Source organism: Bacillus sp. JST-5 (genome assembly GCF_057747715.1).
In genome coordinates this window covers 1-21,500 of record NZ_JBYLHW010000033.1, presented here as the reverse complement: position 1 = coordinate 21,500, position 21,500 = coordinate 1, and the positions used below count along the sequence as shown (strand labels likewise).

The 21,500-nt window shown below is 33.4% G+C and carries 25 protein-coding genes; 5 read left to right on the top strand and 20 right to left on the bottom strand.

Features of this window, described 5'->3' with window-relative positions; all coding sequences use genetic code 11:
* Window positions 1-31: 31 nt before the first annotated feature.
* The 6 genes from grpE to gpr form a co-directional block, all read right to left on the bottom strand.
* Window positions 32-640, bottom strand: a complete 609-nt coding sequence (gene grpE, locus AC3ASS_RS08365) for a nucleotide exchange factor GrpE (RefSeq protein ID WP_488283069.1) — start codon at window positions 638-640, stop codon at window positions 32-34.
* A 91-nt stretch (window positions 641-731) separates the two neighbouring features.
* On the bottom strand, window positions 732-1,763 hold the full coding sequence (gene hrcA / locus AC3ASS_RS08360; RefSeq protein WP_488283068.1) for a heat-inducible transcriptional repressor HrcA: 1,032 nt from the start codon (window positions 1,761-1,763) through the stop codon (window positions 732-734).
* A gap of 89 nt (window positions 1,764-1,852) precedes the next feature.
* Window positions 1,853-2,992 (bottom strand): radical SAM family heme chaperone HemW, encoded by a 1,140-nt coding sequence (gene hemW / locus AC3ASS_RS08355; RefSeq protein WP_488283067.1) that lies wholly within the window; start codon window positions 2,990-2,992, stop codon window positions 1,853-1,855.
* 94 nt (window positions 2,993-3,086) lie between these two features.
* Window positions 3,087-4,922, bottom strand: a complete 1,836-nt coding sequence (gene lepA / locus AC3ASS_RS08350) for a translation elongation factor 4 (RefSeq protein WP_488283066.1) — start codon at window positions 4,920-4,922, stop codon at window positions 3,087-3,089.
* A gap of 347 nt (window positions 4,923-5,269) precedes the next feature.
* Window positions 5,270-5,590, bottom strand: a complete 321-nt coding sequence (locus AC3ASS_RS08345; RefSeq protein WP_488283065.1) for a DUF3679 domain-containing protein — start codon at window positions 5,588-5,590, stop codon at window positions 5,270-5,272.
* A gap of 71 nt (window positions 5,591-5,661) precedes the next feature.
* The gene (gene gpr / locus AC3ASS_RS08340) at window positions 5,662-6,774 is read right to left on the bottom strand and encodes a GPR endopeptidase (RefSeq protein ID WP_488283064.1); all 1,113 of its coding nucleotides are present in this window, start codon (window positions 6,772-6,774) and stop codon (window positions 5,662-5,664) included.
* A 184-nt stretch (window positions 6,775-6,958) separates the two neighbouring features.
* On the opposite strand from gpr, the gene rpsT reads away from it, so the two are divergent.
* Entirely contained in the window at window positions 6,959-7,225 is a 267-nt protein-coding gene (gene rpsT, locus AC3ASS_RS08335; RefSeq protein WP_488283063.1) for a 30S ribosomal protein S20, read from the top strand.
* Between the two features lie 56 nt (window positions 7,226-7,281).
* On the opposite strand, the gene holA is transcribed toward rpsT, so the two are convergent.
* Window positions 7,282-8,286, bottom strand: a complete 1,005-nt coding sequence (gene holA / locus AC3ASS_RS08330) for a DNA polymerase III subunit delta (RefSeq protein ID WP_488283062.1) — start codon at window positions 8,284-8,286, stop codon at window positions 7,282-7,284.
* A gap of 303 nt (window positions 8,287-8,589) precedes the next feature.
* Here holA and AC3ASS_RS08325 point away from each other — a divergent pair, with 303 nt between their 5' ends.
* Entirely contained in the window at window positions 8,590-8,724 is a 135-nt protein-coding gene (locus AC3ASS_RS08325; RefSeq protein WP_488283061.1) for a YqzM family protein, read from the top strand.
* Between the two features lie 39 nt (window positions 8,725-8,763).
* Here AC3ASS_RS08325 and AC3ASS_RS08320 read toward each other — a convergent pair whose 3' ends face one another.
* The 3 genes from AC3ASS_RS08320 to AC3ASS_RS08310 form a co-directional block, all read right to left on the bottom strand.
* Window positions 8,764-11,097 (bottom strand): DNA internalization-related competence protein ComEC/Rec2, encoded by a 2,334-nt coding sequence (locus AC3ASS_RS08320; protein WP_488283060.1) that lies wholly within the window; start codon window positions 11,095-11,097, stop codon window positions 8,764-8,766.
* An 84-nt stretch (window positions 11,098-11,181) separates the two neighbouring features.
* Entirely contained in the window at window positions 11,182-11,649 is a 468-nt protein-coding gene (locus AC3ASS_RS08315) for a ComE operon protein 2 (protein ID WP_488283059.1), read from the bottom strand.
* Between the two features lie 80 nt (window positions 11,650-11,729).
* A complete protein-coding gene (locus tag AC3ASS_RS08310; protein WP_488283058.1) occupies window positions 11,730-12,350 on the bottom strand; it encodes a helix-hairpin-helix domain-containing protein in 621 nt (206 codons plus the stop codon).
* 83 nt (window positions 12,351-12,433) lie between these two features.
* Here AC3ASS_RS08310 and comER point away from each other — a divergent pair, with 83 nt between their 5' ends.
* Window positions 12,434-13,255 carry a late competence protein ComER gene (gene comER, locus AC3ASS_RS08305; protein WP_488283057.1) on the top strand — a complete coding sequence of 274 codons (822 nt, stop codon included), beginning with the start codon at window positions 12,434-12,436 and terminating at the stop codon, window positions 13,253-13,255.
* A 67-nt stretch (window positions 13,256-13,322) separates the two neighbouring features.
* On the opposite strand, the gene AC3ASS_RS08300 is transcribed toward comER, so the two are convergent.
* From AC3ASS_RS08300 to AC3ASS_RS08265, 8 genes are read right to left on the bottom strand one after another with little or no spacing between them, the layout of a single operon-like run.
* Window positions 13,323-14,078 carry a class I SAM-dependent DNA methyltransferase gene (locus AC3ASS_RS08300; protein ID WP_488283056.1) on the bottom strand — a complete coding sequence of 252 codons (756 nt, stop codon included), beginning with the start codon at window positions 14,076-14,078 and terminating at the stop codon, window positions 13,323-13,325.
* Window positions 14,078-14,431, bottom strand: a complete 354-nt coding sequence (gene rsfS, locus AC3ASS_RS08295) for a ribosome silencing factor (RefSeq protein WP_488283055.1) — start codon at window positions 14,429-14,431, stop codon at window positions 14,078-14,080. Before rsfS ends, AC3ASS_RS08300 begins: the two co-directional genes overlap by 1 nt.
* The gene (gene yqeK / locus AC3ASS_RS08290) at window positions 14,432-15,001 is read right to left on the bottom strand and encodes a bis(5'-nucleosyl)-tetraphosphatase (symmetrical) YqeK (RefSeq protein WP_488283054.1); all 570 of its coding nucleotides are present in this window, start codon (window positions 14,999-15,001) and stop codon (window positions 14,432-14,434) included.
* A complete protein-coding gene (locus AC3ASS_RS08285; protein WP_488283053.1) occupies window positions 14,991-15,560 on the bottom strand; it encodes a nicotinate-nucleotide adenylyltransferase in 570 nt (189 codons plus the stop codon). The genes yqeK and AC3ASS_RS08285 overlap by 11 nt, the downstream gene beginning before the upstream one ends.
* 13 nt (window positions 15,561-15,573) lie before the next feature.
* Complete coding sequence (gene yhbY / locus AC3ASS_RS08280) at window positions 15,574-15,864, bottom strand: ribosome assembly RNA-binding protein YhbY (protein WP_488283052.1); 291 nt, start codon at window positions 15,862-15,864, stop codon at window positions 15,574-15,576.
* On the bottom strand, window positions 15,858-16,697 hold the full coding sequence (gene aroE, locus AC3ASS_RS08275; protein ID WP_488283051.1) for a shikimate dehydrogenase: 840 nt from the start codon (window positions 16,695-16,697) through the stop codon (window positions 15,858-15,860). Before aroE ends, yhbY begins: the two co-directional genes overlap by 7 nt.
* Window positions 16,698-16,709: 12 nt before the next feature.
* Window positions 16,710-17,813, bottom strand: a complete 1,104-nt coding sequence (gene yqeH, locus AC3ASS_RS08270) for a ribosome biogenesis GTPase YqeH (RefSeq protein WP_488283050.1) — start codon at window positions 17,811-17,813, stop codon at window positions 16,710-16,712.
* Between the two features lies 1 nt (window position 17,814).
* The gene (locus AC3ASS_RS08265; protein WP_488283049.1) at window positions 17,815-18,333 is read right to left on the bottom strand and encodes a YqeG family HAD IIIA-type phosphatase; all 519 of its coding nucleotides are present in this window, start codon (window positions 18,331-18,333) and stop codon (window positions 17,815-17,817) included.
* Between the two features lie 403 nt (window positions 18,334-18,736).
* Here AC3ASS_RS08265 and AC3ASS_RS08260 point away from each other — a divergent pair, with 403 nt between their 5' ends.
* A complete protein-coding gene (locus AC3ASS_RS08260) occupies window positions 18,737-18,877 on the top strand; it encodes a sporulation histidine kinase inhibitor Sda (protein ID WP_488283048.1) in 141 nt (46 codons plus the stop codon).
* Between the two features lie 39 nt (window positions 18,878-18,916).
* On the opposite strand, the gene AC3ASS_RS08255 is transcribed toward AC3ASS_RS08260, so the two are convergent.
* Window positions 18,917-19,711 (bottom strand): phosphatidylserine decarboxylase, encoded by a 795-nt coding sequence (locus AC3ASS_RS08255; RefSeq protein WP_488283047.1) that lies wholly within the window; start codon window positions 19,709-19,711, stop codon window positions 18,917-18,919.
* A 114-nt stretch (window positions 19,712-19,825) separates the two neighbouring features.
* On the opposite strand from AC3ASS_RS08255, the gene pssA reads away from it, so the two are divergent.
* Window positions 19,826-20,365 (top strand): CDP-diacylglycerol--serine O-phosphatidyltransferase, encoded by a 540-nt coding sequence (gene pssA, locus AC3ASS_RS08250; protein WP_488283046.1) that lies wholly within the window; start codon window positions 19,826-19,828, stop codon window positions 20,363-20,365.
* Window positions 20,366-20,698: 333 nt separating this feature from the next.
* On the opposite strand, the gene AC3ASS_RS08245 is transcribed toward pssA, so the two are convergent.
* Window positions 20,699-21,271: a dihydrofolate reductase family protein gene (locus tag AC3ASS_RS08245; protein ID WP_488283045.1), complete on the bottom strand. Its 573-nt coding sequence runs from the start codon at window positions 21,269-21,271 to the stop codon at window positions 20,699-20,701.
* Window positions 21,272-21,500 lie beyond the last annotated feature (229 nt).

The following is a 21,500-nucleotide window of genomic DNA, read 5'->3' as shown; positions in this document are numbered from 1 at the left end:
TTATTAACCTCCCGTGAAAAGAAATTATGTATTATTCAGCCACTTTTACCATTGATGGCCGAATGACTCGATCTTTGAGCATATACCCTTTTTGCAGTTCTTCTATGACTGTATTGGATGGATAATTTTCATCTTTGACTTGCATAACTGCTTGATGAACATGCGGATCAAATTCTTTTCCTTCTGCTTCGATTGGCTGTACGCCTTCTTTTTCAAGCGCAGAAAGAATGCTTTTATAAACCATTTCCATCCCTTTTAAAATCGATTGTGCTTCTTCTGATTTTGTTTCAACTTTTAAAGCTCGACCAAAATTATCTAGAGCTGGTAATAAATCCTCAACCAAACTTTGCGCACGATATTTTTGCGAAGCTTCTAAATCTAACCGAGATCTTCTTCTGAAATTTTCAAAATCTGCATGGAGTCGTAAATATTTGTTCTCCATTTCTTCAAGATTTTTTTCAAGTTCAGAAATTTTTGCATTTGCTTCTTCTAAAGGATCTGTTAAATTTTCTCCATTAGATGCTTCTTCAAATACTTCTTCTACAACTTCTTCCTTGTTGGTTGAATCATTGTCTAGTGAGGATGATGTCTCTTTTGCATTCATTGCTTGTTCTTCTTTATCCTTCATTTCTTCTGACAATGAAATCACCTCCCTGTTTCCAATTAAAAATCTATATTACTGAAAAATTTCCCAGTCCTTATTTTAACGCTTTTCTTTCATATGTCCACTATTATTCACTTTGAAATAGTTTCGTAAACTTATTTGTCATATCCGAACTAAGCAACTTTAAAAGGGTGATGACTCTAGAATATTCCATTCGTTTTGGACCTAGAATAGCAATCGTACCTAATTGATCGTCACCAACGGAATAAGTTGCGGTAATTAAACTGCAATTTTCCATAGCCGATAGATTATTTTCGCGGCCAATTTTCACATGAATACCGCTTGGAATTTTTTTTAAAAGATGATAAATACTTTCTTCTTGCTCAATTAGATCCATCAAATGCTTAACTTTATCTATGTCATGAAATTCTGGCTGACTTAAAATATTTGTTTTTCCACCAAAGAACAACTTTTCATGTGTTGGTACATTTAGTACTTCAGCAACAGACTGAAGGATTAGATCATAGTTTAAAATATTTTCTTTCAATACTTGCATTGTTTCCTTGTATAGTTGATCTTGCAAATCACTTATAGGAACACCGATTAAACGTTCATTTAATATATTTACTAATTTTTCGATATCGCTCGGATTTGACAGTCTAGGCAATGAGAACACTTTATTTTCAACATGACCTTTATCAGTCACGATTATGGCAATCGCTTGTTCATGATTTAATGGAATAATTTGCAACTGTCTTAATTTGTTATCTTTTACTTTCGGACCTAAGACAATCGCTGTATAGTTTGTTAATTCAGAAAGTAGTTTCGCTGACTTTTGAACAATTTTTTCAAATTCGTAAATACGTTCAGCAAACACTGATTTTAATTTATATATTTCTTGCTCTTTCAAATTTGGCGGAGGCAATAAATGATCCACATAAAAACGATATCCTTTTTCTGAAGGAACTCGTCCGGAAGATGTATGAGTTTTTTCAATATATCCTAATTCCTCTAAATCAGCCATTTCATTACGAATGGTAGCGGAACTAAGGTTTATTTCTTCCTTTTTCGCCAAACTTCTCGAGCCTACCGGTTGAGCAGAGCGAATAAAATCATCGACGATTACTTGTAATATTAACAATTGTCGACTCGTTAACAATACCATCAACCTCACCTTTGTTAGCACTCTAAAATAGAGAGTGCTAATATATAATAAAATTATCAAAAGGCGGAAATAATGTCAATGTTTTATATCACTCCGATAAAGGCTTGGAATACTTCATTTCCTAAAAACATACCTTTTTTCGTTAATTTAATATGTCCTGACGAAATATCAATTAATCTTTTTTTCTTTAGAGACTCCAGTTGTTCTGAAAATAGCTGGAGCGGATTTTGTTTAAATTTCTCTTGAAAATTTTCAATGGAAACACCTTCCGTTTTTCTTAACCCTAAAAACATTTCCTCTTCCATTTTCTCTGTTAAGGTCAAAGTTGCTTCTTCTAATATTGGGAGTTTTCCATCCTTGATTTGTTGAATATAGTGGTTAACAGGACCGATATTCGACTTCCTTACACCATCCACATAACTATGGGCACCTGCTCCAAACCCATAATATTCTTCATTATTCCAGTAGGTGAGATTATGTTTGCTCTCAAAACCTCTTTTGGCAAAATTACTAATTTCATATTGATGAAACCCATGTTGTTTCGTCATTTGTAACAATGTTTCATACATTTTTGCATCATCATCTTCTGACGGCAAATGAAGTTTCCCTTTTCGCATCAAATTGTAAAACACTGTTTTCGGTTCAACAATTAAGGAATAGCTGGATACATGCTGAATATTTAATTGAAACGTTTCCTGCAACGAATGAACGAAACTTTCTAACGTTTGACCAGGCAATCCGTACATAAGGTCTATGCTAACATTTTGAAATCCGTGTTTCTTCGCATTTTCCACCGTTCGATATACATCTTCTACTTGATGAGTCCTTCCAATTTTTTTTAGCAACTGCTCATCAAAGGATTGAACACCGAGGCTTAAACGGTTCACTCCTCCTTCACGCAAAACCATTAATTTATCTTCCGTTAAATCACCTGGATTTGCTTCAAACGTAATTTCTGCATCTTGACGAATAGGAAGGGTATTCCTGATTGTTGTTAATAAAGTTTTTAATTGTTCTTGTGATAAAGAAGTAGGGGTCCCTCCCCCGACGAAAACCGTTTTTAACTCGTTATCATTTGATTGTTGAATAGTACGTTCCATTTCGACTTGAAGAGCCTTTAAGTAATCATCGACCGGCTGCCCTTTAATAAATACTTTATTAAAATCGCAATAATGACAAATATGAACACAAAACGGGATGTGGATATAAGCTGTTTGTACCAATTATTTCGCCGCCTTTAATAGATTTAATTCAACCATGAAAGAAAAAGAGGTTAAAATAGCAATTGCTACTAACCTCCGTGAGACTTTCTTTCCATTATTTCTTACCGGATGAATCATCAATTTTTAATACAGCCATAAATGCTTCTTGCGGAACTTCAACAGATCCTACTTGTTTCATCCGTTTCTTACCTTCTTTTTGCTTTTCTAAAAGTTTACGTTTTCGAGAGACGTCACCGCCGTAACATTTCGCTAACACATTTTTTCTCATCGCTTTAATCGTTGAACGAGCAATAATTTTTGTTCCAATTGCTGCTTGCACAGGTACTTCAAACTGCTGTCTTGGAATTAACTCTTTTAGTTTTTCAACGATTACTTTTCCTCGTTCATACGCAGAATCTCTATGAACGATAAAACTTAGCGCATCAATTTTTTCACCATTCAATAAGATATCCATTTTCACTAGTTTACTTGGCTTATAACCGATAAGCTCGTAATCAAATGATGCGTAACCTTTCGTGTTAGATTTTAATTGATCAAAGAAATCATAAACAATTTCAGAGAGTGGGATCTCATAAATTAGCGTTACACGATTTTCATCTAGATATTGCATATCGATGAAGTTTCCACGTTTATTTTGGCAAAGTTCCATGACCGCCCCGACATAATCGTTAGGCACCATTATTGTTGCTTTTACATATGGCTCTTCGATTCTGTCAATTTTTTGCGGATCTGGCATATTTGTAGGGTTATCCACACGAACTTCGCTACCATCTGTTAAGTACACGTTATAAATAACGCTTGGTGCAGTTGTAATTAAATCTATTTTAAATTCTCTTTCAATACGCTCTTGAATGATTTCCATATGAAGCAATCCTAAAAATCCGCAACGGAAGCCAAAACCAAGTGCTTGAGAGGTTTCAGGTTCAAACTGCAATGCAGAATCATTCAATTGAAGCTTTTCAAGCGCTTCACGCAAGTCATTGAATTTCGCTGTATCAATTGGATATAATCCGCAAAACACCATTGGATTTAATTTACGATACCCTGGAAGTGGTTCAGTTGCACCGTTTTTCGTGCTTGTAATCGTATCTCCGACTCGTGTATCGCTCACATTTTTTATGGATGCAGCCAAAAATCCAACATCCCCCACCATTAGTTCGTCTCTTTGTTCAGCTTTTGGAGTAAATACACCCACTTCGGTTACCTCGAATTCTTTCCCAGTAGCCATCATTTTTATTTTGTCTCCAACTTTAACCGAACCATCGACGACTCTAATATATACAATCACTCCTCGATACGGATCGTATAGGGAGTCAAAGATTAAAGCTTTTAATGGAGCATCGGGATCACCAGATGGTGCCGGTATTTTCTCAACGATTTGTTCTAAAATTTCATCTATCCCAATTCCTGCTTTTGCAGATGCTAATACAGCATCGGATGCATCTAACCCGATAACTTCTTCAATTTCATTTCTTACACGTTCAGGATCAGCACTTGGCAAGTCAATTTTATTAATAACCGGCATAATTTCTAAATCATTATCTAAAGCTAAATATACGTTTGCTAACGTTTGCGCTTCAATTCCTTGTGCTGCATCCACAACTAGGATGGCCCCTTCACATGCCGCTAAACTTCTTGAAACTTCATAAGTAAAGTCGACATGTCCAGGGGTATCGATTAAATGAAGGATATATTCCTCTCCGTCTTTAGCTTTATATTTTAGTTGAACAGCGTTTAGCTTAATCGTAATCCCACGTTCACGTTCTAAATCCATAGAATCTAATAATTGCTCTTTCATTTCTCGAGCCGATAAGGCATTTGTTTTTTCTAAAATTCGGTCAGCTAATGTTGATTTACCATGATCTATGTGTGCGATAATAGAAAAATTTCTAATTTTCGATTGTCGTTTTAATTTATCTTCTCGATTCATCATAGTCAACTCCCGTATGTAGACAGAAAAATACACTACCTGTGATTATATCAATACGTTTTTTTATTATCAATGAAAAAAAGAAGCTGATTAATTACAAAAATGAATACAAGAAACAAAAAAATTCAATTGATTAAAAATCATAAAAATATAGACTTTGAAAATATATCAAAAGCAAGTAAATTTCATTTTAGAGAAGGAAAATTGATGTTTAACTCGAACATTGAAACGAAACTCGAAGAAAATCTTTTTCCAAGAAAGAAGGATTGGCGATTGCCAATCCTCAATGGTAGATGTGGATAGTCACATCCTCTCTCTGTATGTCATTTTGAAATTTAAACAATTGCTTATTCTAATGTAGATAAAATTTTTCTCGTAATGTCAGTGATTCCTTCTGAAATTTTCTTTCCTATTTTTGAAAAAAAGTTAAAAGCTTTAATTTGCTCCAATTCTTTCTTTTTTTCCTCCAATGGATAGTTACCTATTTGTTCACCTAAAAAAGTAGCCTCATAAATGCCGTTATTTTCATCAATGGAAACAGCTTGACTAAATCTTGGATCATCATAGCCTTTCATAGCCTTTAATCCTTCATTTGCTTGCTGCATTCCTATTAAGACTCCTAAAAATAATACAAGAACTACTATCACTAATTTTAAAACAAATCTCATTTATATCACCTTATTGTCGTACAAATCGAATTCGTTACTCTATTCTATGAAATAGAGAAAAAAGTAGAACATTATCTCGTATAAAAACCTGCTGATTCATCATCAATTCTTGAATGAAGAGAAGCATTTAAACCGTTGGCAATAACATTTGCCATATCTTCAATAAAAACATCGACTTCTTTTGGTGTTACCATTAAATTATGACCAAGCGGAGACAATACTTCTTGAATTAACGCTCTTTTTTCATCTTCCTCTAGCATACCGACAATACCAAGGAATGTTTTTCTCTTCTCTTCATCTGGTAAATCCTCATTTGATAGAACTCTTTTCTCTCCGAATGTTAATCCTGCAGGTGCAAGCGATCTAGAAGGACGACTTCCTTCTCTTAATTCTCTTCCAAAATGTTTTAATATAAAATCAATCGTATCACTAGCAATGGTAACGGCATCAACTACAGTTGGAACACCAATAGCAATTACTGGAATCCCTAAAGTTTCTTTACTTAGTTCTTTTCGTTTATTCCCTACTCCTGATCCTGGATGAATACCTGTATCTGAAATTTGAATGGTTGAATTAACTCGTTCAATGGATCGGGACGCAAGCGCATCAATCGCAATAATAAAATCAGGCTTTGACTCTTTCACTACCCCAGCAATAATATCGCTTGTTTCAATACCCGTAAGCCCCATAACACCAGGTGCAATAGCGCTTACTGGTCGATATCCTTCTTCGACATGTTCTGGTTGTAATTGATATAAATGACGCGTTATTAAAACATTTTCACAAACAATTGGTCCTAATGCATCGGGGGTAACATTCCAGTTTCCTAAACCGACAATTAGGCAACTGGCATCTTTATGTATTCCTAATTGATCTAAAAAATTAGCAAATTCCTTTGCAAACACATCCACAACTTTCCTTTGCAATTCTGTATCTTGTTGACGGATCCCCTGCACTTCTATCGTTAAATATCTGCCTTCTTTTTTCCCTAAACGTTCTTCACCATCTTTTGTAACAATCACTTCTGAAATTTTTATTCCATCAATGGAACGTTCTTTTATAAAAATTCCATCAATTTCTTCCTCTTGTTGCAATTGTTTTTGTTGTTCTAGCACCATTTCCCTTGCTTCAACAGCCAAGTCCGTACGAATGGAATATTGACTCAAATCTAGTTCTTCTTTCAAATGACATCCCTCCGTCTTTATACACTCTTTTTTATTGTTACCTTCTTGTTTAGCTTTCATTCGATTGATTCATTGATTTTGTATGATTCCTATTGCTTTATTTTTCTTCGTTTGATAGAATATCTTTTGTTCGATATTTGACTCGAGTAGATACATCTCGATTGTTCTTTAGGAGGTGAACGGGATGGCAAACATTAAATCCGCTATGAAACGTGCGAAAACTAGCGCTGAGCGTAATGCGCACAATTCAGCAATGAAATCTGCGATGCGTACAGCGATTAAAAAAGTTGAAGCTGCTGTTGCTTTAAATGATTCTTCATCTGCAAAAGAAGCATTAACAGTTGCAGTTCGTAAAATTGATAAAGCTGCTACTAAAGGTTTAATCCATAAAAATGCTGCAGCTCGTCACAAATCTCGTCTTTATAAAAAAGTGAATTCATTAAATGCATAATTTCAGTATTTATTCTGAAATGCATGAAAAAAAAACGATCCAGCTCGGATCGTTTTTTATTTTTGTGATAATTTTAAAAGAAACATCTCCAAAATATATTCTCTTTTTCCTTTACCAGTTTTCAATGCGTAATCTGCATCGGCTAAATCATTCATGATAGTCAATAGTTCTTCATGTGAAAATGATTTTGATTGTTGAGCAGCTAATTTAATTCGGAAAGGGTGAACTTTTAAATAAGTAGCTATTTGCTGATTAGTGTATCCTTTCTGCAAATAGGCTTTTGTTTGATAAATCATCCGAAATTGATTGGCAAGGATTGCAACTAATTTAATCGGGTCTTCGTTTACTTTCAGTAGATCATGATACAACTCAATTGCTTTTTTAATATCTTTTTTTACAACAAAATCAACAAGTGTAAAAACATTTTGTTCAAGGGACTTTGAAACAAGATTATGTACAATTTTAGGATTTATCGTACCTTCATTCAAAAATAATTTTATTTTATCTATTTCTTGTGAAAGCATTGTTAAATTTGGACCTACAAGAGAAATGAAAAGTTCAATAGCCTCGTTTGTAATGGTAAATGAATCCTTTTCCACTTTTTCTTTTATCCAATTCTTTAATTCGTCATCATTTAATTTTTTTGCCTCAAATACTTTCGCATTTTTTTTTAACAACTTAGTGATTTTTTTCCGTTCATCCAATTTTTCATAATTCGCGATAAAAATCATAACCGAATATGGAGAGGGACTTTCTAAATATTTTTCCAATACTTTCACATTATGTTCTACTTTTTCCTTTGTTTTGTCCGAAGTTAAAAATACTGGATTTTTTAGAACAACGACTTTTTTCTCACCAAGAAAAGGAAGAGTTTCTGCATCTTCAACGGCTTGCTCTATAGGTGTTTCTTCTAAATCATATTGAGATAAATTAAAATCAATATTTTCCTCAATTAATGTATTAGAAATAATGGAGTCTTTCCATTCGTTCATTAAAAATGTTTCTGTCCCGTAAATTAAATATAATGGCACTATATTCCCCAATTTTGATGACACAACCATCTCTCCAATAATTAAGTTTCCTTTTCATTTTAGAATAGCATTCCGAATTTGAAAAGGAAACTGTATAAACTTTAAAAGGAATCGACACGAAAAGGTTCGAGCCGATTCCATTTATTTAAACGCTATCTTTTAGTACCTAGGATCCTAAAAGATAACGGTATCACAAATTTCTTATTAATAAAATTCCCGCTCAAAATGTAAACTATTTGTGACAACTCTTGACATTGGAGGAAAAGAAACGAGTTAAGTATAGATTTTTCATAGAAAATCCATTATACTAATATCGTAATAGGAGGGGTACTTGTGAACGAATTTGAAAAAAATGTTGCTTCCACAAGAAATGACTTCGTAGACGCAGCTGTTGGATTTATTGTATCTTTCGGATTTTTTGCAACGATGTTTATCATCGCTACACTTATTCAAGTGTTTGGATCTTAATGGAATGATGTAAAGGAGACTGCAATAGCAGTCTCTTTTTCATTTTTCTAAATCATCTTTACGTGTACTAATATCGTATGGAAGTATAGTTGAAATGGTTCCGGAATTTCTAAAAAATTGATACGTAATCCCACCATGGTAATCCGTTCTATAAATACTGATGTTAAATTTTTTTAGTCTCTCTATAACTGATTTATGAGGGTGTCCATAACGATTTCCCTTGCCACAAGATATGATAGCTTTCTTAGGTCTAACGTATTTTAAAAAAGATTCTGACGTAGAAGTATCGCTTCCATGGTGAGCAACTTTTAAATAATCCACTTTCAAATGTTTAAAATTTTTGACTACTTCTGTTTCTCCTTTTTGTTCGATATCTCCCGTGAAAAGCCACTTTTTCCCTCCAATCTTAGCAAAAAGCACTAACGATGAGTCATTATCCGCTTTATCGTTTTTATTCGGGTGTAAAATGTAGAATTGATCTTCCTTAACCTTCCATTTTAAACCTTTGTATGCTTCTAAAACGAGGATCTTCTTATCCTTTGCTAACTGAATTAAATGTTTTTCACTGTTTTTCCTATTAGTTGTTGCCCCGATGATTACCTCTTTCACTCGCAAAGATTGGATGATTTGTTCAGCAGCACCTATATGGTCAAAATCCCCGTGCGTAAGAATCAACTTATGTATGGTACGTATACCTTTACTTTTTAAAAATGGAATAACAACATCTTTCCCAACGTTCCACTTATTTTTTCTTTGTTTCCAACTTTCTGTCGGAAAAGAAATGGTCCCACCAGTATCGATTAAATAAACACCTTGATTAAAGGGAAGTCGAATGAGGATACTATCACCTTGACCGACATCAATAAATGTCACTTCTCCTGAAGGATGAAAATATGGAGTAATGTAATGAATGACTATTGGAAGAAAAATGAAGAAACAATAATGATAAAAGCTTTTCCTTTTCTCCATTATTATGAATGAAATGATAAAACAGATAAAATAAAAAATGAATTGCAGGACGGATGGCCTTCCAAAAACGATTGTAAAAAATTCCATAGAACCTGCGAGGCTAATGATTTGGTTGGTCCATTGGAATAGAAAGGAAACTATTGGGATTAATACCGATGAAATTGGAGGGATAATAATTAAGCTTAGAAAAGTAATAAAGGTGAGCGGAATAAGTATAAATGAAAAGAACGGAACAAATAACAAATTCAAAAAAATACTTAAAATGGAGATTTCATAAAAATGATACAGAATCAATGGTAGAGAAGATATTTGTGCCACACAAGTAACAAGTAACGTTTGTTGAATGAACGACGATGTTTTCAAAACCATAGTGGAAGATAAAATTAATGCAAATGTAACCCCATAGGACAATTGAAAGCCAACATGGTAAATGATATATGGATTCCATAGGACGTTTAATATCCATGAAATACTGATGGCATCTAATGTAGAAATTTTCCTATTTCTGCTTTGCGACCATACAATTAACCACGTCATCATGACAGCACGAACGACTGATGGTGAAGCTCCAGCTAAAATTACATAAATCGGAAGAAATATAAGTATAACTCGAAAAACGGTTTCTTTTGTCATCCCGATTCTTAAAAGAAAAAAATATAAACATGTAGTCATGATTCCGACATGCAAACCTGAAATGGCGATTAAATGAGCTAGACCTGTCGTTTGATAAGCATTTAACAAATTTTCATCCACCAAATTTTTCTCTCCAAATATCAACGCACTAATCAATGGGGATAAACTTTCATGAAATGATTTTTCTATTTTTTCAATGCCTAATTTTCTTATTTTTAACAAAAATCCTTTCCAAGATGGTTTTGAAGCCGTACATTGATGAAAATCCCATTTTTCAACTTCAAATATATAATTTATTTTTTTTCCTTTTAAATAACGTCGATAATCAAACGCATTTTCATTTCTAGGTAGAGGTGGTAGAGTTAATACCCCATTAAATGAACATGTCATATAAGGGTTAATTCTTTCATTTATGCTCTTTTTTTCCTTAGAGGATTTCATTTTGTATTGAATGAGCAGTTTTTCATTTGTAGTTTTATTTACTCCTTCGATCCGTAAAAGATCTCCGTCTATTACTGGAAAATGTAAAATTTCAATGGTAATAGCCATTTTCTTTTCAAATTCAATGGGCTGTTTACTTGAAAAAGAATAAGAAAAAAATAAATAAAAGAAAACATACATTGTGATTAGAAGGAGAAGTTGTTTTTGTGGAATGTTTGAAGATAAAAAATGAAGAAAAGTAATAGTGATAATAAGACCAAAAATGAAGTGGTGGTATGTAAAAATTGCAAATACGGATAAAAAAGCCGTATAAGGGATCCATTTCGTCACAATGTCAATTCCTCCTCTCTCGAGAAAACTCAGACCACTAAATGGCCTGAGTTTCAAAAGTACAAGACATTATTATTTAAAGATTTAAATGGTCCCTTGCTTCTCATATGCATTGATCGTGATCGGTTGGAACTCAACTTTTTCAACTTTTACATTAGCTTTTTTAAATAATTCTAATGCATATGGATGGTTTTTATAATCTTCTGCATAATATACCGTCTTTATCCCCGCTTGTATAATCCCTTTACAACATTGTAAGCAAGGGAAATGTGTGACATATATTTCGGCGCCCTCTGTTGGAACCCCAAATTTCGCACATTGAAGAATTGCATTCATTTCTGCATGAATGGTTCTAATGCAATGGTTGTCCACAACATAACAGCCATGATCGATACAATGCTCTCCTCCAGCGATAGATCCATTATAACCACCAGCAATAATACGCTTTTCTCTAACGATGGTTGCACCTACGGCAAGTCTCGTACAAGTACTTCTCAAAGCTAATAAATGACTTTGTGCCATAAAATATTGATCCCAAGAAATACGTTCCATTATTTTTCTCCTCCCAAGTTAGGAAAAACATCTATTATAGTCAGTGTATGATGTTTGTCACCATTCGTCAATTTCCTCTTTTATTTAACTGTAATAAAATCTTTTAATTTTTCAAATGTTTTTTCTCCAATACCACTTACGTTTTGTATATCTTCAATTTGTTGAAAAAGTCCATTTTGTTCTCGATATTCAATGATTGCTTTTGCTTTTGAAGGACCAATGCCGGGAATCGTTTGTAATTCTGTTTCATTTGCTTTATTTATATTTATTTTTCCTTGATTGCTCGAACTATTTGCGCTCGTACTGATTGAGCTGTTTGTTATTGATTCGGAAATCTCACCTTTTTGTGGAACATAAATCACCATTTCATCTTCAACATATTGGGCTAAATTGACTTGATTTTGATCGGCGTTTTCCGTAAACCCTCCTGCTTTTGTAATAAGATCCACTACCCTTTCACCTTTTTGGGCGGAATATACTCCTGGATTCTTCACAGCTCCTTTAATGTCAACTTTAAAGATAGAAAACTCTTCTTCATTCTTCTCTTCCATTTCTTCTATCTCTTCTTCAAATAGATCATAGATATCACTTTGCTCTTTCTTATTTTCATACACGTAATAAATACCAAAACTAATAAGCACAATGGTTAATAGAATTGATAACGATAAACTTTTCTTTTCCTTGATAAAGTCTTTTAACATTTCCTTCCCTTCCTAATCATATATTTTTAAAGTTCATCATATAGTTATTTGAGGAATCTTTTTTTTTAGAGAGGGTGACATTTGTGAATGTCGGGATTATTGGTACAGGTAATATGGGGACGATTTTAATTGAGGCGATGATCGAATCGTTTGCGATCGCTCCATCCAATCTATTTATCACTAACCGTACGATAGAAAAAGCTTATAAAATAAAAGAAAAACATGATGAAATTCATGTTGAATTATCTGCAGAAGAAGTAATAAAAAAGAGTGATTTAATTTTCATTTGTGTTAAACCACTAGACATTTATCCTTTGTTGAAACCTTTACAAGCCATTTTTTCGAAAGATCAATGTTTGGTTTCTATCACTAGTCCATTTCAAGTGGAGCAACTTGAAGAATTAGTTGATTGTTCTTGTGCTAGAGTGATCCCAAGTATTACGAATCGTTCTAAATCTGGAGTTTGTTTAGTTACTTTCGGAAATAGTTGTACAAATGAATGGAGATATAAAATAACAGAATTGTTATTGCGAATTGGAAAACCGGTGGAAATAAAAGAGGAAATTACAAGAGTCGCGTCAGATATTGTTAGTTGTGGACCAGCTTTTTTTAGCTACTTAACAAGAAGATTCATCGAAGGAGCAGTGAAACAAACAAAGATTGATGAACATACAGCGACAATATTAGCACAGCAAATGCTTATTGGACTTGGGACATTGTTAGCAAATGGATATTATACGCTACCAACACTTCAAGAAAAAGTGTGTGTCAAAGGAGGAGTAACAGGCGAGGGCATTAAAGTATTAGAACGTGAATTGGAAAATGTGTTTGAGCAATTATTTCAAGCAACCCATGAAAAGTACAAAGAAGATCAGGATCTTATCGCGAAACAATTTTCACTATAAACATTCTCCAAACTTGTGAAGATTTCCTTCAAAAAAAGGCTCGATTTCTTACATCGAGCCAACATTTTTACGAAGAAACTTTTTTTGCTGAAAAAAAGATTCGTTCACATTCATCATGAATATTTTCACCAAAAAACCCACCGGAAACGGAGAGGATTTCAAAACCGGATTCAATCAATAATTGTTTATAAATTTCAACTGGAAACGTTCGTTGAACATGTGATTCATCAAATCGGTCATATTTTTTTGTTCCTTCATCCAATACAAAAAAACTTAAATCATGCTCAACACTATGAGGGTACGGCCCTTCATAACAATTCCAAATGTAAGATATTTTTTCATCGTTTATAGCAAACGTTTGCCCGATGAATAGGTGATCAATTTTATAAACCGAATGTACATCAAATAATAATAATCCATCTTTTCGTAATTGTTTATTAACAGAAAGAAAGGTTTGACGTACGTCTTCTTCCGTTTCCAAATAATTGAGGGAATCACAAAAAATTGTTACTATATCGAACGTTCCAAGATTGTTTAACTCTTTCATATCTTGATGAAAGAAAGGTATTCTGACATTTGCTTCGTTAGCTTTTTGATTGGCTACAGCTAACATATCTTCAGAAATATCGATACCTGTAACGTCATAACCTTCTTTCTTTAAAAGTAACGACAGAGTTCCCGTTCCACATCCGATATCTAATACTTTTTTTCCATTTGGAACATACATTTCTTGATTTCGTTTTAAATACGTTACCCAGTCAGAATAAGGTGCATCGTCCATTAATTCATCATAAATATAAGCAAATGTCTGATAAGCTGTCATTATTGAACTTCTCTCGTTAGATCGACTAGAGGTGCGTCTCCCCAAAGTCTTTCTAAATTGTAATATCCTCGCTCATCTTTATGGAAAACATGAGCAACTACTTCTCCTAAATCGACGAGCACCCATTTTGCTTCATCATAACCTTCCATCCGTCGAACATTGACACCTAGTTTTTCGACTTGTTCTTTCATTTCTCTTGCAATGGCTTGCACTTGCTTATCCGAGTTTCCATGACAAATAATAAAATAATCGGCAACTAGTGATATTCCTTTCATGTTCATTACAATAATATCTTCAGCTTTTTTATCATCTGCTGCTTTCACAGCGACATTTAGTACTTCTTTTGCTTCCATTCACAAGCCTCCTTTAGTCTTGATTAGATCATTGTAGGTATAAAACGTATCCGGATAAATCGGTTGATTTTTGCTCATTAGAAATGAAATAGTATTTCTAACGGCTTGTAATAGTGCATCATCTAAACTTTTTTTCGCCAATTCTCTTACTTCATCAACACCTGGAAAGCTTCTTCCTGGTTCAATATAGTCGGCTAAATAAATAATTTTTTCTAATGTACTCATTTTTGCTCTTCCTGATGTATGGTATCGAATTGCATTTAATATTTCTATATCATTAATTCCAACTTCTTTTTGAACTAGGTACGCTCCAACTGGTGCATGCCATAGTTCATGATGAAATTGCAGTAAATCTTGCGGAAAATTTTGTTCTATAATTATTGCTTTCATTTCTTCCTTTGGGCGAAATTTTGCATAATCATGAAAAATAGCTGCAATTTCAGCTTGCTTTTCAGAGCAACCGTAGCGGTTAGCCAATTCGATAGCCGTTTCCATCACTCCGACCGTATGGATATATCTTTTATCTGTCAATTGTTGTTTTACAATTTCTAATGCTTGATTACGATCCATATAACCCCTTCTTTTTAATATAATAGAGAACTTTTTCATGAACATAATATTTAATTGGCCATCCATTTTCAATTCTTTTTCGAATCTTAGAAGATGAAATATCGACCGATGGAATTTCTAATGTTTTAATAGGATATTGGGTTTTCAGCTGATAGTTAGGTCGATGAACACCAACAAATTTTACAATTTTTATGAGCTCATCAATTTTATACCATTTATATAATTGTTCAACCATATCCGCACCGATGATGAAATAGAAATCGACATCTGGTTCCCTATTTTTTAATAAAACCATCGTATCATACGTATACGATGGGCCATTCCTTTCCAATTCTATTCTTTCAATCTTAAAGTTCAAATGATCCTCAATTGCATACTCTAACATTGAGAGACGATCTTCATTCGTTGTATTTGAATTTTTCGTTTTATGGGGAGGAGTATGGTTTGGCATAAATCGTACTTCATCAAGTTGTAAAGCATGAAGTACTTCTTGAGCGACAATTAAATGTCCAATATGAGGAGGATCAAAGGTTCCTCCTATAATTCCTACCCTTTTCATAATTTTCTCCCCTTTAAGGAAGTTCTATTTGTTTATTTTCTTTTGACTCTTTATATAGAACAATTGTATTTCCAATCAATTGAACCAATTCAGCTTTCGTTCCACGTACAAGTTGTTCTGCTACTACCTCTTTTTCCTCTTCACAGTTTTGAAGAACACTAACTTTAATTAATTCTCTAGCTTCTAGTGCATCGATCAATTGTTTAATCATATTTTCATTTACTCCACCTTTTCCAACTTGAAAAATTGGTTGAAGGTGATGTGCCTTTGAGCGTAAATATCGTTTTTGTTTACCTGTTAACATTTGTCTCCTCCTAGTTGTTTAATAACTAACTTCTTCGTGTCTTCTACTGGAAATGCTTGATTTGTCCATAATTCAAAAGATAGTGCTGCTTGATGGATAAACATATCAATGCCATTGGCGATTATTGCCTGATGTTTTTTTGCCTCTTGAAGAAATTTCGTTTCAAATGGATTATAAATGATATCGATAACAATCGTATTTTCTTTTAATCGTTTTATTTGAATCGGTGTCTCATGAATATTTGGAAACATACCTATACTTGTAGTTTGGATTAAAATATCATATTGATCTAAACATTTTTCTGCATCTATTAATGCAAGTGCTTGGCTTTCTGTTTGATATGGACAATCATTGATGATAGTTCTCGCCTTCTGTATTGTTCGGTTTGCCATATCAATGGTTTGAACTTTTTCTTTAGCTAAAGAAAAATAAATCGCCCGGGCCGCACCACCCGAACCAATGATTAACACTTTTTTACGTGAAAAATGACGATCAATATTTTTTAATTGACGAATAAATCCTGGACCATCCGTATTATAACCAACGTACTTTCCATTTTCTAAAACTACAGTATTAACTGCACCAATATCTCTAGCTAATGGATCGACCTCATCTAGGAGAGGAATGATCGATTGTTTGTGTGGAATGGTGACATTCAATCCAGCCAATTGAATCGCTCGAAAGCCCTTAAAAGCATCTTCCAGTTTTTCAGCCTTCACATGGAATGCTGTATAATGAGCATGTAACCCATGTTTTTGTAAGGCGAAATTATGTATAAGCGGTGACATTGAATGGTGAATTGGATCACCAATAACTCCATATAAATTTTCCAATGTCGTCCCCCTCTAAATTAATGATTTTCGAATGAATACCCCTACACCTTTTGGAGCATATGCAGCAACTACTGCCTTTGCATCATTAACAGTCACCCAGCCTAAACCAGAAAAAACAATATCCATTTTCTCTTCTTTTATCGAAAATTCATGGCGAACTAGCGGTGGAAAATTAGAAGCATTTTTCTGTAAAGGCGGTTGTAACAATTTTCCTACATGTTCTTTATATAAATCATCTGCTTTTTGTAATTTTGTTCGATGAATATGTAAATCATTAGCTAAATAGCATACGAAAGAACGTCTTCCACCTTTGATATAATCTAATCTTGCCAAACCTCCGAAAAATAATGTTTGTTCTTCATTTAGCTGATATACTTTTGGCTTAATTTCTTTCTTCGGAGTAATCATTTTCAATTCTTTTTTATCTACATAATGCGCCATTTGATGGTGGTTTATTATACCTGGAGTATCGAAAAGCGCCATTCCATCGTCTAGTGGAATCTCTATCATATTTAACGTTGTTCCCGGAAAATATGAAGTTGTAATCACTGATTCTTCTCCTGAAACTTCTCGAATAATTCGGTTGATAAATGTTGATTTTCCTACATTTGTACATCCAACAACGTAGACATTTTGTCCATTTCGATACTCTTCGATTTTTTCCATCGCTTCTTTAATAAATAATCCTTTTTCTGCACTTATTAACATAATATCAATAGGGTTCATCCCTAATTCTTTCGCTTCACGTCTCATCCATTGAGTCACTTTTCTATAGTTGACCGATTTTGGTAACAAGTCCACTTTGTTTCCAATCAATAGGACTGGGTTTTTTCCGACATACCGTTGCAAGCCAGGTAGCCAACTTCCATTAAAATCAAAAATATCAACGATTTTTACAATTAACCCTTTACTCTCACCAATTCCGTGCAATATTTTTAAAAAGTCATCGTCAGTCAAATGAACATCTTGAACTTCATTATAATGTTTCAATCGGAAACATCTTTGACAAACCACATGTTCCCGTTCTAATGATGAAGGGGGAGCATACCCAATCTCATTTTTATTTTCCGTTTGTATTTTTACACCACATCCGACGCATACTAATTGTTCGCTCACTTTACGATTCCTCCCATTGAATCAAACCTTTCTTACGAAACCAATTTAAAATTCTTCTTTCAATTTTCCTATTAAATCTCGTAAAAAATCCGTCCGTTTGTGCGACCGGAACTACTAGTATTGTATAAAATCCACTTAAGTTTCCACCGAAAATATCCGTTAACAATTGATCCCCAACAACTACTGCCTCTTCTATTTTAATGTTCATTTTCTTTAAGGCAAGATGAAAAGCTTTCCCAATCGGTTTTCTTGCTTTATAAATAAATGGAATACCTAATGGTTCAGCAAATGTCTTCACACGCTTTTCTTTATTATTCGAAACGATGACAACATCAATACCGGCGTCTTTTACTTTTTTAAACCACTCTGTTAGCTCTGGAGTTGCCAGCGGTCGGTCCCATTCCACTAATGTGTTATCTAAATCGGTAATAATTCCTTTTATCCCTTTTTCTTTTAATTGAATCGGGTCAATTTCAAATATACTTTTCACATGTTCATTTGGCAAAAATTTTTTCAACATCATTGACACCTCTTATCCCGTTCATTCACGTATTCCATCTTATCGAATTTCCCATTCGTTTTCAAAGATAATTTAAACGTTGATTCAGATAGTAATCATCTAAATTTTAGCTATGTACGACACCATGAAAATTTTGTCGAATAAAAAACTTTTCGACAAATCCTTTTCGTTTTCAACACTGTGGATAAAGTTATCAACATTGTACACATTGGTATAATAGTCATTTCGTTATTTATATACATGTTAATCACAGGTTATCCACCGACTATTGTGGATAAGAGAACGCTTGTTCTAGCAACAAAGCTTTGTTAAAGTAAAATTAACTTAAAGAACTAACCATTATATGAATGAATATTTACTTTTATGACCAATCTTTGGAGGTGAAGGCGATTCAGCCAAGAAAATGAGAAAACTATCTGATCAGTTGCTCATTGAATCGTATTTCAAAGCGAAGCAATTAAAGCTTTCTCCTGAATTCATCCGCTTAATAGAAATGGAAATTCACCGCCGATCTTTAACACATAAAATAAAAGTCTCATCATAACGAAATTATTCAAGCTTTGCATCAGCAAAGCTTTTTTTATTACTCCTCATCACTTTTCTTAAGATATCCAATGACTTCTCCAACTTTCACATGAGCAGGTATTTTTAACATATCATTCCATTGAAATGTACCTTTTTCAAATAATAGAACAACAGTTGAGCCAAAAGTAAAATAACCAATTTCGTCCCCTTTTTTTACATTTTCTCCTTTAAAGGTTAGTTCAATTGAATTTACAAACATAGCTCCCACTTTAACGACTGCCACCGTACCATATTTATGTTCTATTTCTGAAATTCTTCTATAATTTTTGGACAACGGTGCTTTTCCGTATTGCAATCCTAGTCGATTTACAGGATAACTTCTTCCTCCTAATGTCCAATGCGATTTTATTGAACCATTAACAGGACTGTGAATACGATGATAATGACTAGGACTTAAGTATAAAATGATATAGTTCCCATTTAAATACTTTTTAGCCGCATCTTCACTGCCTAGCATTTCTTGAATTGAATACGTCTTACCTTTTACAACGAACTGAGCATGGGAATTAATGGTCCCTGCATCTTCGATCACAGCATCAACAGGGCTTACGACAGTCGATTCTTCTATATTGATCGGCCGTACTCCTTCTTTCAATTTACGAATAAAAAATTCATGCAACGTTTTATATTGATGCAATTCTTTTTCCATCTCAACTGTATTGATTTTGTAATATTTAGCGAATGATGGAATGACTTTTTTACTTATTTTCGATTGTGCAAACTTTCGGATCGTCGCAGATGTCCACTTTCCGTTCGTTAATTCAATAAGTGTCCGATAAAATGTTTGACGCAAAGATTCTCCCTCCAAAATTAATAAAAATAAAAAATTTCCAAGCGAAGTTTTAAATATTATTGTATAATATATATCATACCGTTATTTTTTTTCGTACTAAAGGGGTGAAATCATATGTTCTTATCTGATGTGATTGACCAAACAATAAAAAAATTAAAATCACAAACTGCCAATCTACTAACTTTAACGAACTTATCATTAGGTGGTTTTGCTATTATTTTTAGTTTAAATAATCAATTAAATTTAAGTTTGTTATTAATTTTTTTAGCTGCCTTAACCGATCGCTTTGACGGAATGGTTGCAAGGAAATTTAATATAGAATCAGAACTCGGAAAACAATTAGATTCTATGAGTGATATTATATCATTCGGAGTTGCACCTGCTATATTAATCTATCAAGCGGTATTATTTGAGTTTGGTGCACCAGGTTCGTTTTTTACCATCCTATATATTGGATGCGGAGCATTTAGACTGGCAAGATTTAATATAACAGAAAATAACGGATATTTCACTGGCTTACCAATTACAGCTGCAGGTTGTATTGCTACATTAAGCTATTTATTTGTCCCATATATTCTTCCGGTATCATACATTTTTATTATGTTAATATTAGGACTTTTAATGGTAAGCACATTTAAATTGAAAAAAGTTTAATAGCATTGCGATTAATACAAAAAACAGACCTTTAATTTGAGGGTCTGTTTTTTTAGGATTATCAAAATTTTTCTTTTTCTATTCAAGAAAATCTTGTCTAGCTACAAATTGAATTTTGAAAGTTGAGTATTTCCTTACAAGATTGCAATATTTAAATAATTGAGAGGATTGTCAATCGTCATTCCTTCCTTTTTTAATGGTTCTGTTAAAATTTAATGTTGATAATTCTATTATATTAAGTGATCCCACAAATTTTCCCTTTGGTTGAATAAGAGACATCTACTGTCGAGTATGGCTTATATTTATTTCATGATATTTTTGGAATGACAGATATTAATCTTTACTATCCCAATGATAGATTATTTGGACAACGCCAGATGAGAACGTTCTAGTATTAACCATTTTTAAATTTATCCTCTGTTTTATATCAATAAACAACGGTTTTCCTTCTCCCAAAACAACAGGATGAATAGATAATCGGAATTCATCAACAAGACCTAAATTAATAAAAGTTGTAATGAGACTTGCTCCACCATATAGCCATATGTCTTTACCAGGCTTTTTCTTCAATTTATTTATCTCTTCAAGAATATTATCATTTATAAATCTTGTTTTATTATCAGTCCCTTTTTGTGTTCTGGAAAACACATATTTCTCTTTACTATGAATCAATTTCCAAATTTCCTTTTCGGTGTCAGACACTTCATTTTTTGGATTATATTGTCCCCATAAATCGTAACTTTTTCTACCATATAAAATAGTATCAATTTGATACAAGAAATTAGTGAACCCCATATCAGGATCCATAATGCACCAATCAACTTCTCCGTTTTTTCCTTCAATAAAACCATCTAAAGAAACGGCTAAATCTAAAATTATTCTTCTCTGTTTTTCGTTATATGTCATAGCTCCCCATCCTTTTATCATTTAGAAATTATATTACTTCTTCCCCGATGTTCCTTCCAACAATACCTTTAACTCATCTTGACTACCACTCCGAATGTTTGTTCCCATGCTGATTATATCAGATTTGAAAAGATACAAATAACCCATTTATTGTAGAGTAGAAAACTGATTTCAAAGGGACAGCTCATGCTGTCTCTTTTACTCTCAGCTTCCCCTCATCAAACCGTAC

What these genes read in the sequence shown, in the direction of transcription:
- lepA (WP_488283066.1), bottom strand. Translation starts at nt 4,922, where the DNA reads ATGAATCGAGAAGATAAATTAAAACGACAATCGAAAATTAGAAATTTT.
- AC3ASS_RS08345 (WP_488283065.1), bottom strand. Translation starts at nt 5,590, where the DNA reads ATGAGATTTGTTTTAAAATTAGTGATAGTAGTTCTTGTATTATTTTTA.
- rpsT (WP_488283063.1), top strand. Translation starts at nt 6,959, where the DNA reads ATGGCAAACATTAAATCCGCTATGAAACGTGCGAAAACTAGCGCTGAG.
- holA (WP_488283062.1), bottom strand. Translation starts at nt 8,286, where the DNA reads ATGGTTGTGTCATCAAAATTGGGGAATATAGTGCCATTATATTTAATT.
- AC3ASS_RS08315 (WP_488283059.1), bottom strand. Translation starts at nt 11,649, where the DNA reads ATGGAACGTATTTCTTGGGATCAATATTTTATGGCACAAAGTCATTTA.
- AC3ASS_RS08310 (WP_488283058.1), bottom strand. Translation starts at nt 12,350, where the DNA reads ATGTTAAAAGACTTTATCAAGGAAAAGAAAAGTTTATCGTTATCAATT.
- AC3ASS_RS08300 (WP_488283056.1), bottom strand. Translation starts at nt 14,078, where the DNA reads ATGACAGCTTATCAGACATTTGCTTATATTTATGATGAATTAATGGAC.
- rsfS (WP_488283055.1), bottom strand. Translation starts at nt 14,431, where the DNA reads ATGGAAGCAAAAGAAGTACTAAATGTCGCTGTGAAAGCAGCAGATGAT.
- yqeK (WP_488283054.1), bottom strand. Translation starts at nt 15,001, where the DNA reads ATGGATCGTAATCAAGCATTAGAAATTGTAAAACAACAATTGACAGAT.
- AC3ASS_RS08285 (WP_488283053.1), bottom strand. Translation starts at nt 15,560, where the DNA reads ATGAAAAGGGTAGGAATTATAGGAGGAACCTTTGATCCTCCTCATATT.
- yhbY (WP_488283052.1), bottom strand. Translation starts at nt 15,864, where the DNA reads ATGTTAACAGGTAAACAAAAACGATATTTACGCTCAAAGGCACATCAC.
- AC3ASS_RS08265 (WP_488283049.1), bottom strand. Translation starts at nt 18,333, where the DNA reads ATGTTGAAAAAATTTTTGCCAAATGAACATGTGAAAAGTATATTTGAA.
- AC3ASS_RS08260 (WP_488283048.1), top strand. Translation starts at nt 18,737, where the DNA reads ATGAGAAAACTATCTGATCAGTTGCTCATTGAATCGTATTTCAAAGCG.
- pssA (WP_488283046.1), top strand. Translation starts at nt 19,826, where the DNA reads ATGTTCTTATCTGATGTGATTGACCAAACAATAAAAAAATTAAAATCA.
- AC3ASS_RS08245 (WP_488283045.1), bottom strand. Translation starts at nt 21,271, where the DNA reads ATGACATATAACGAAAAACAGAGAAGAATAATTTTAGATTTAGCCGTT.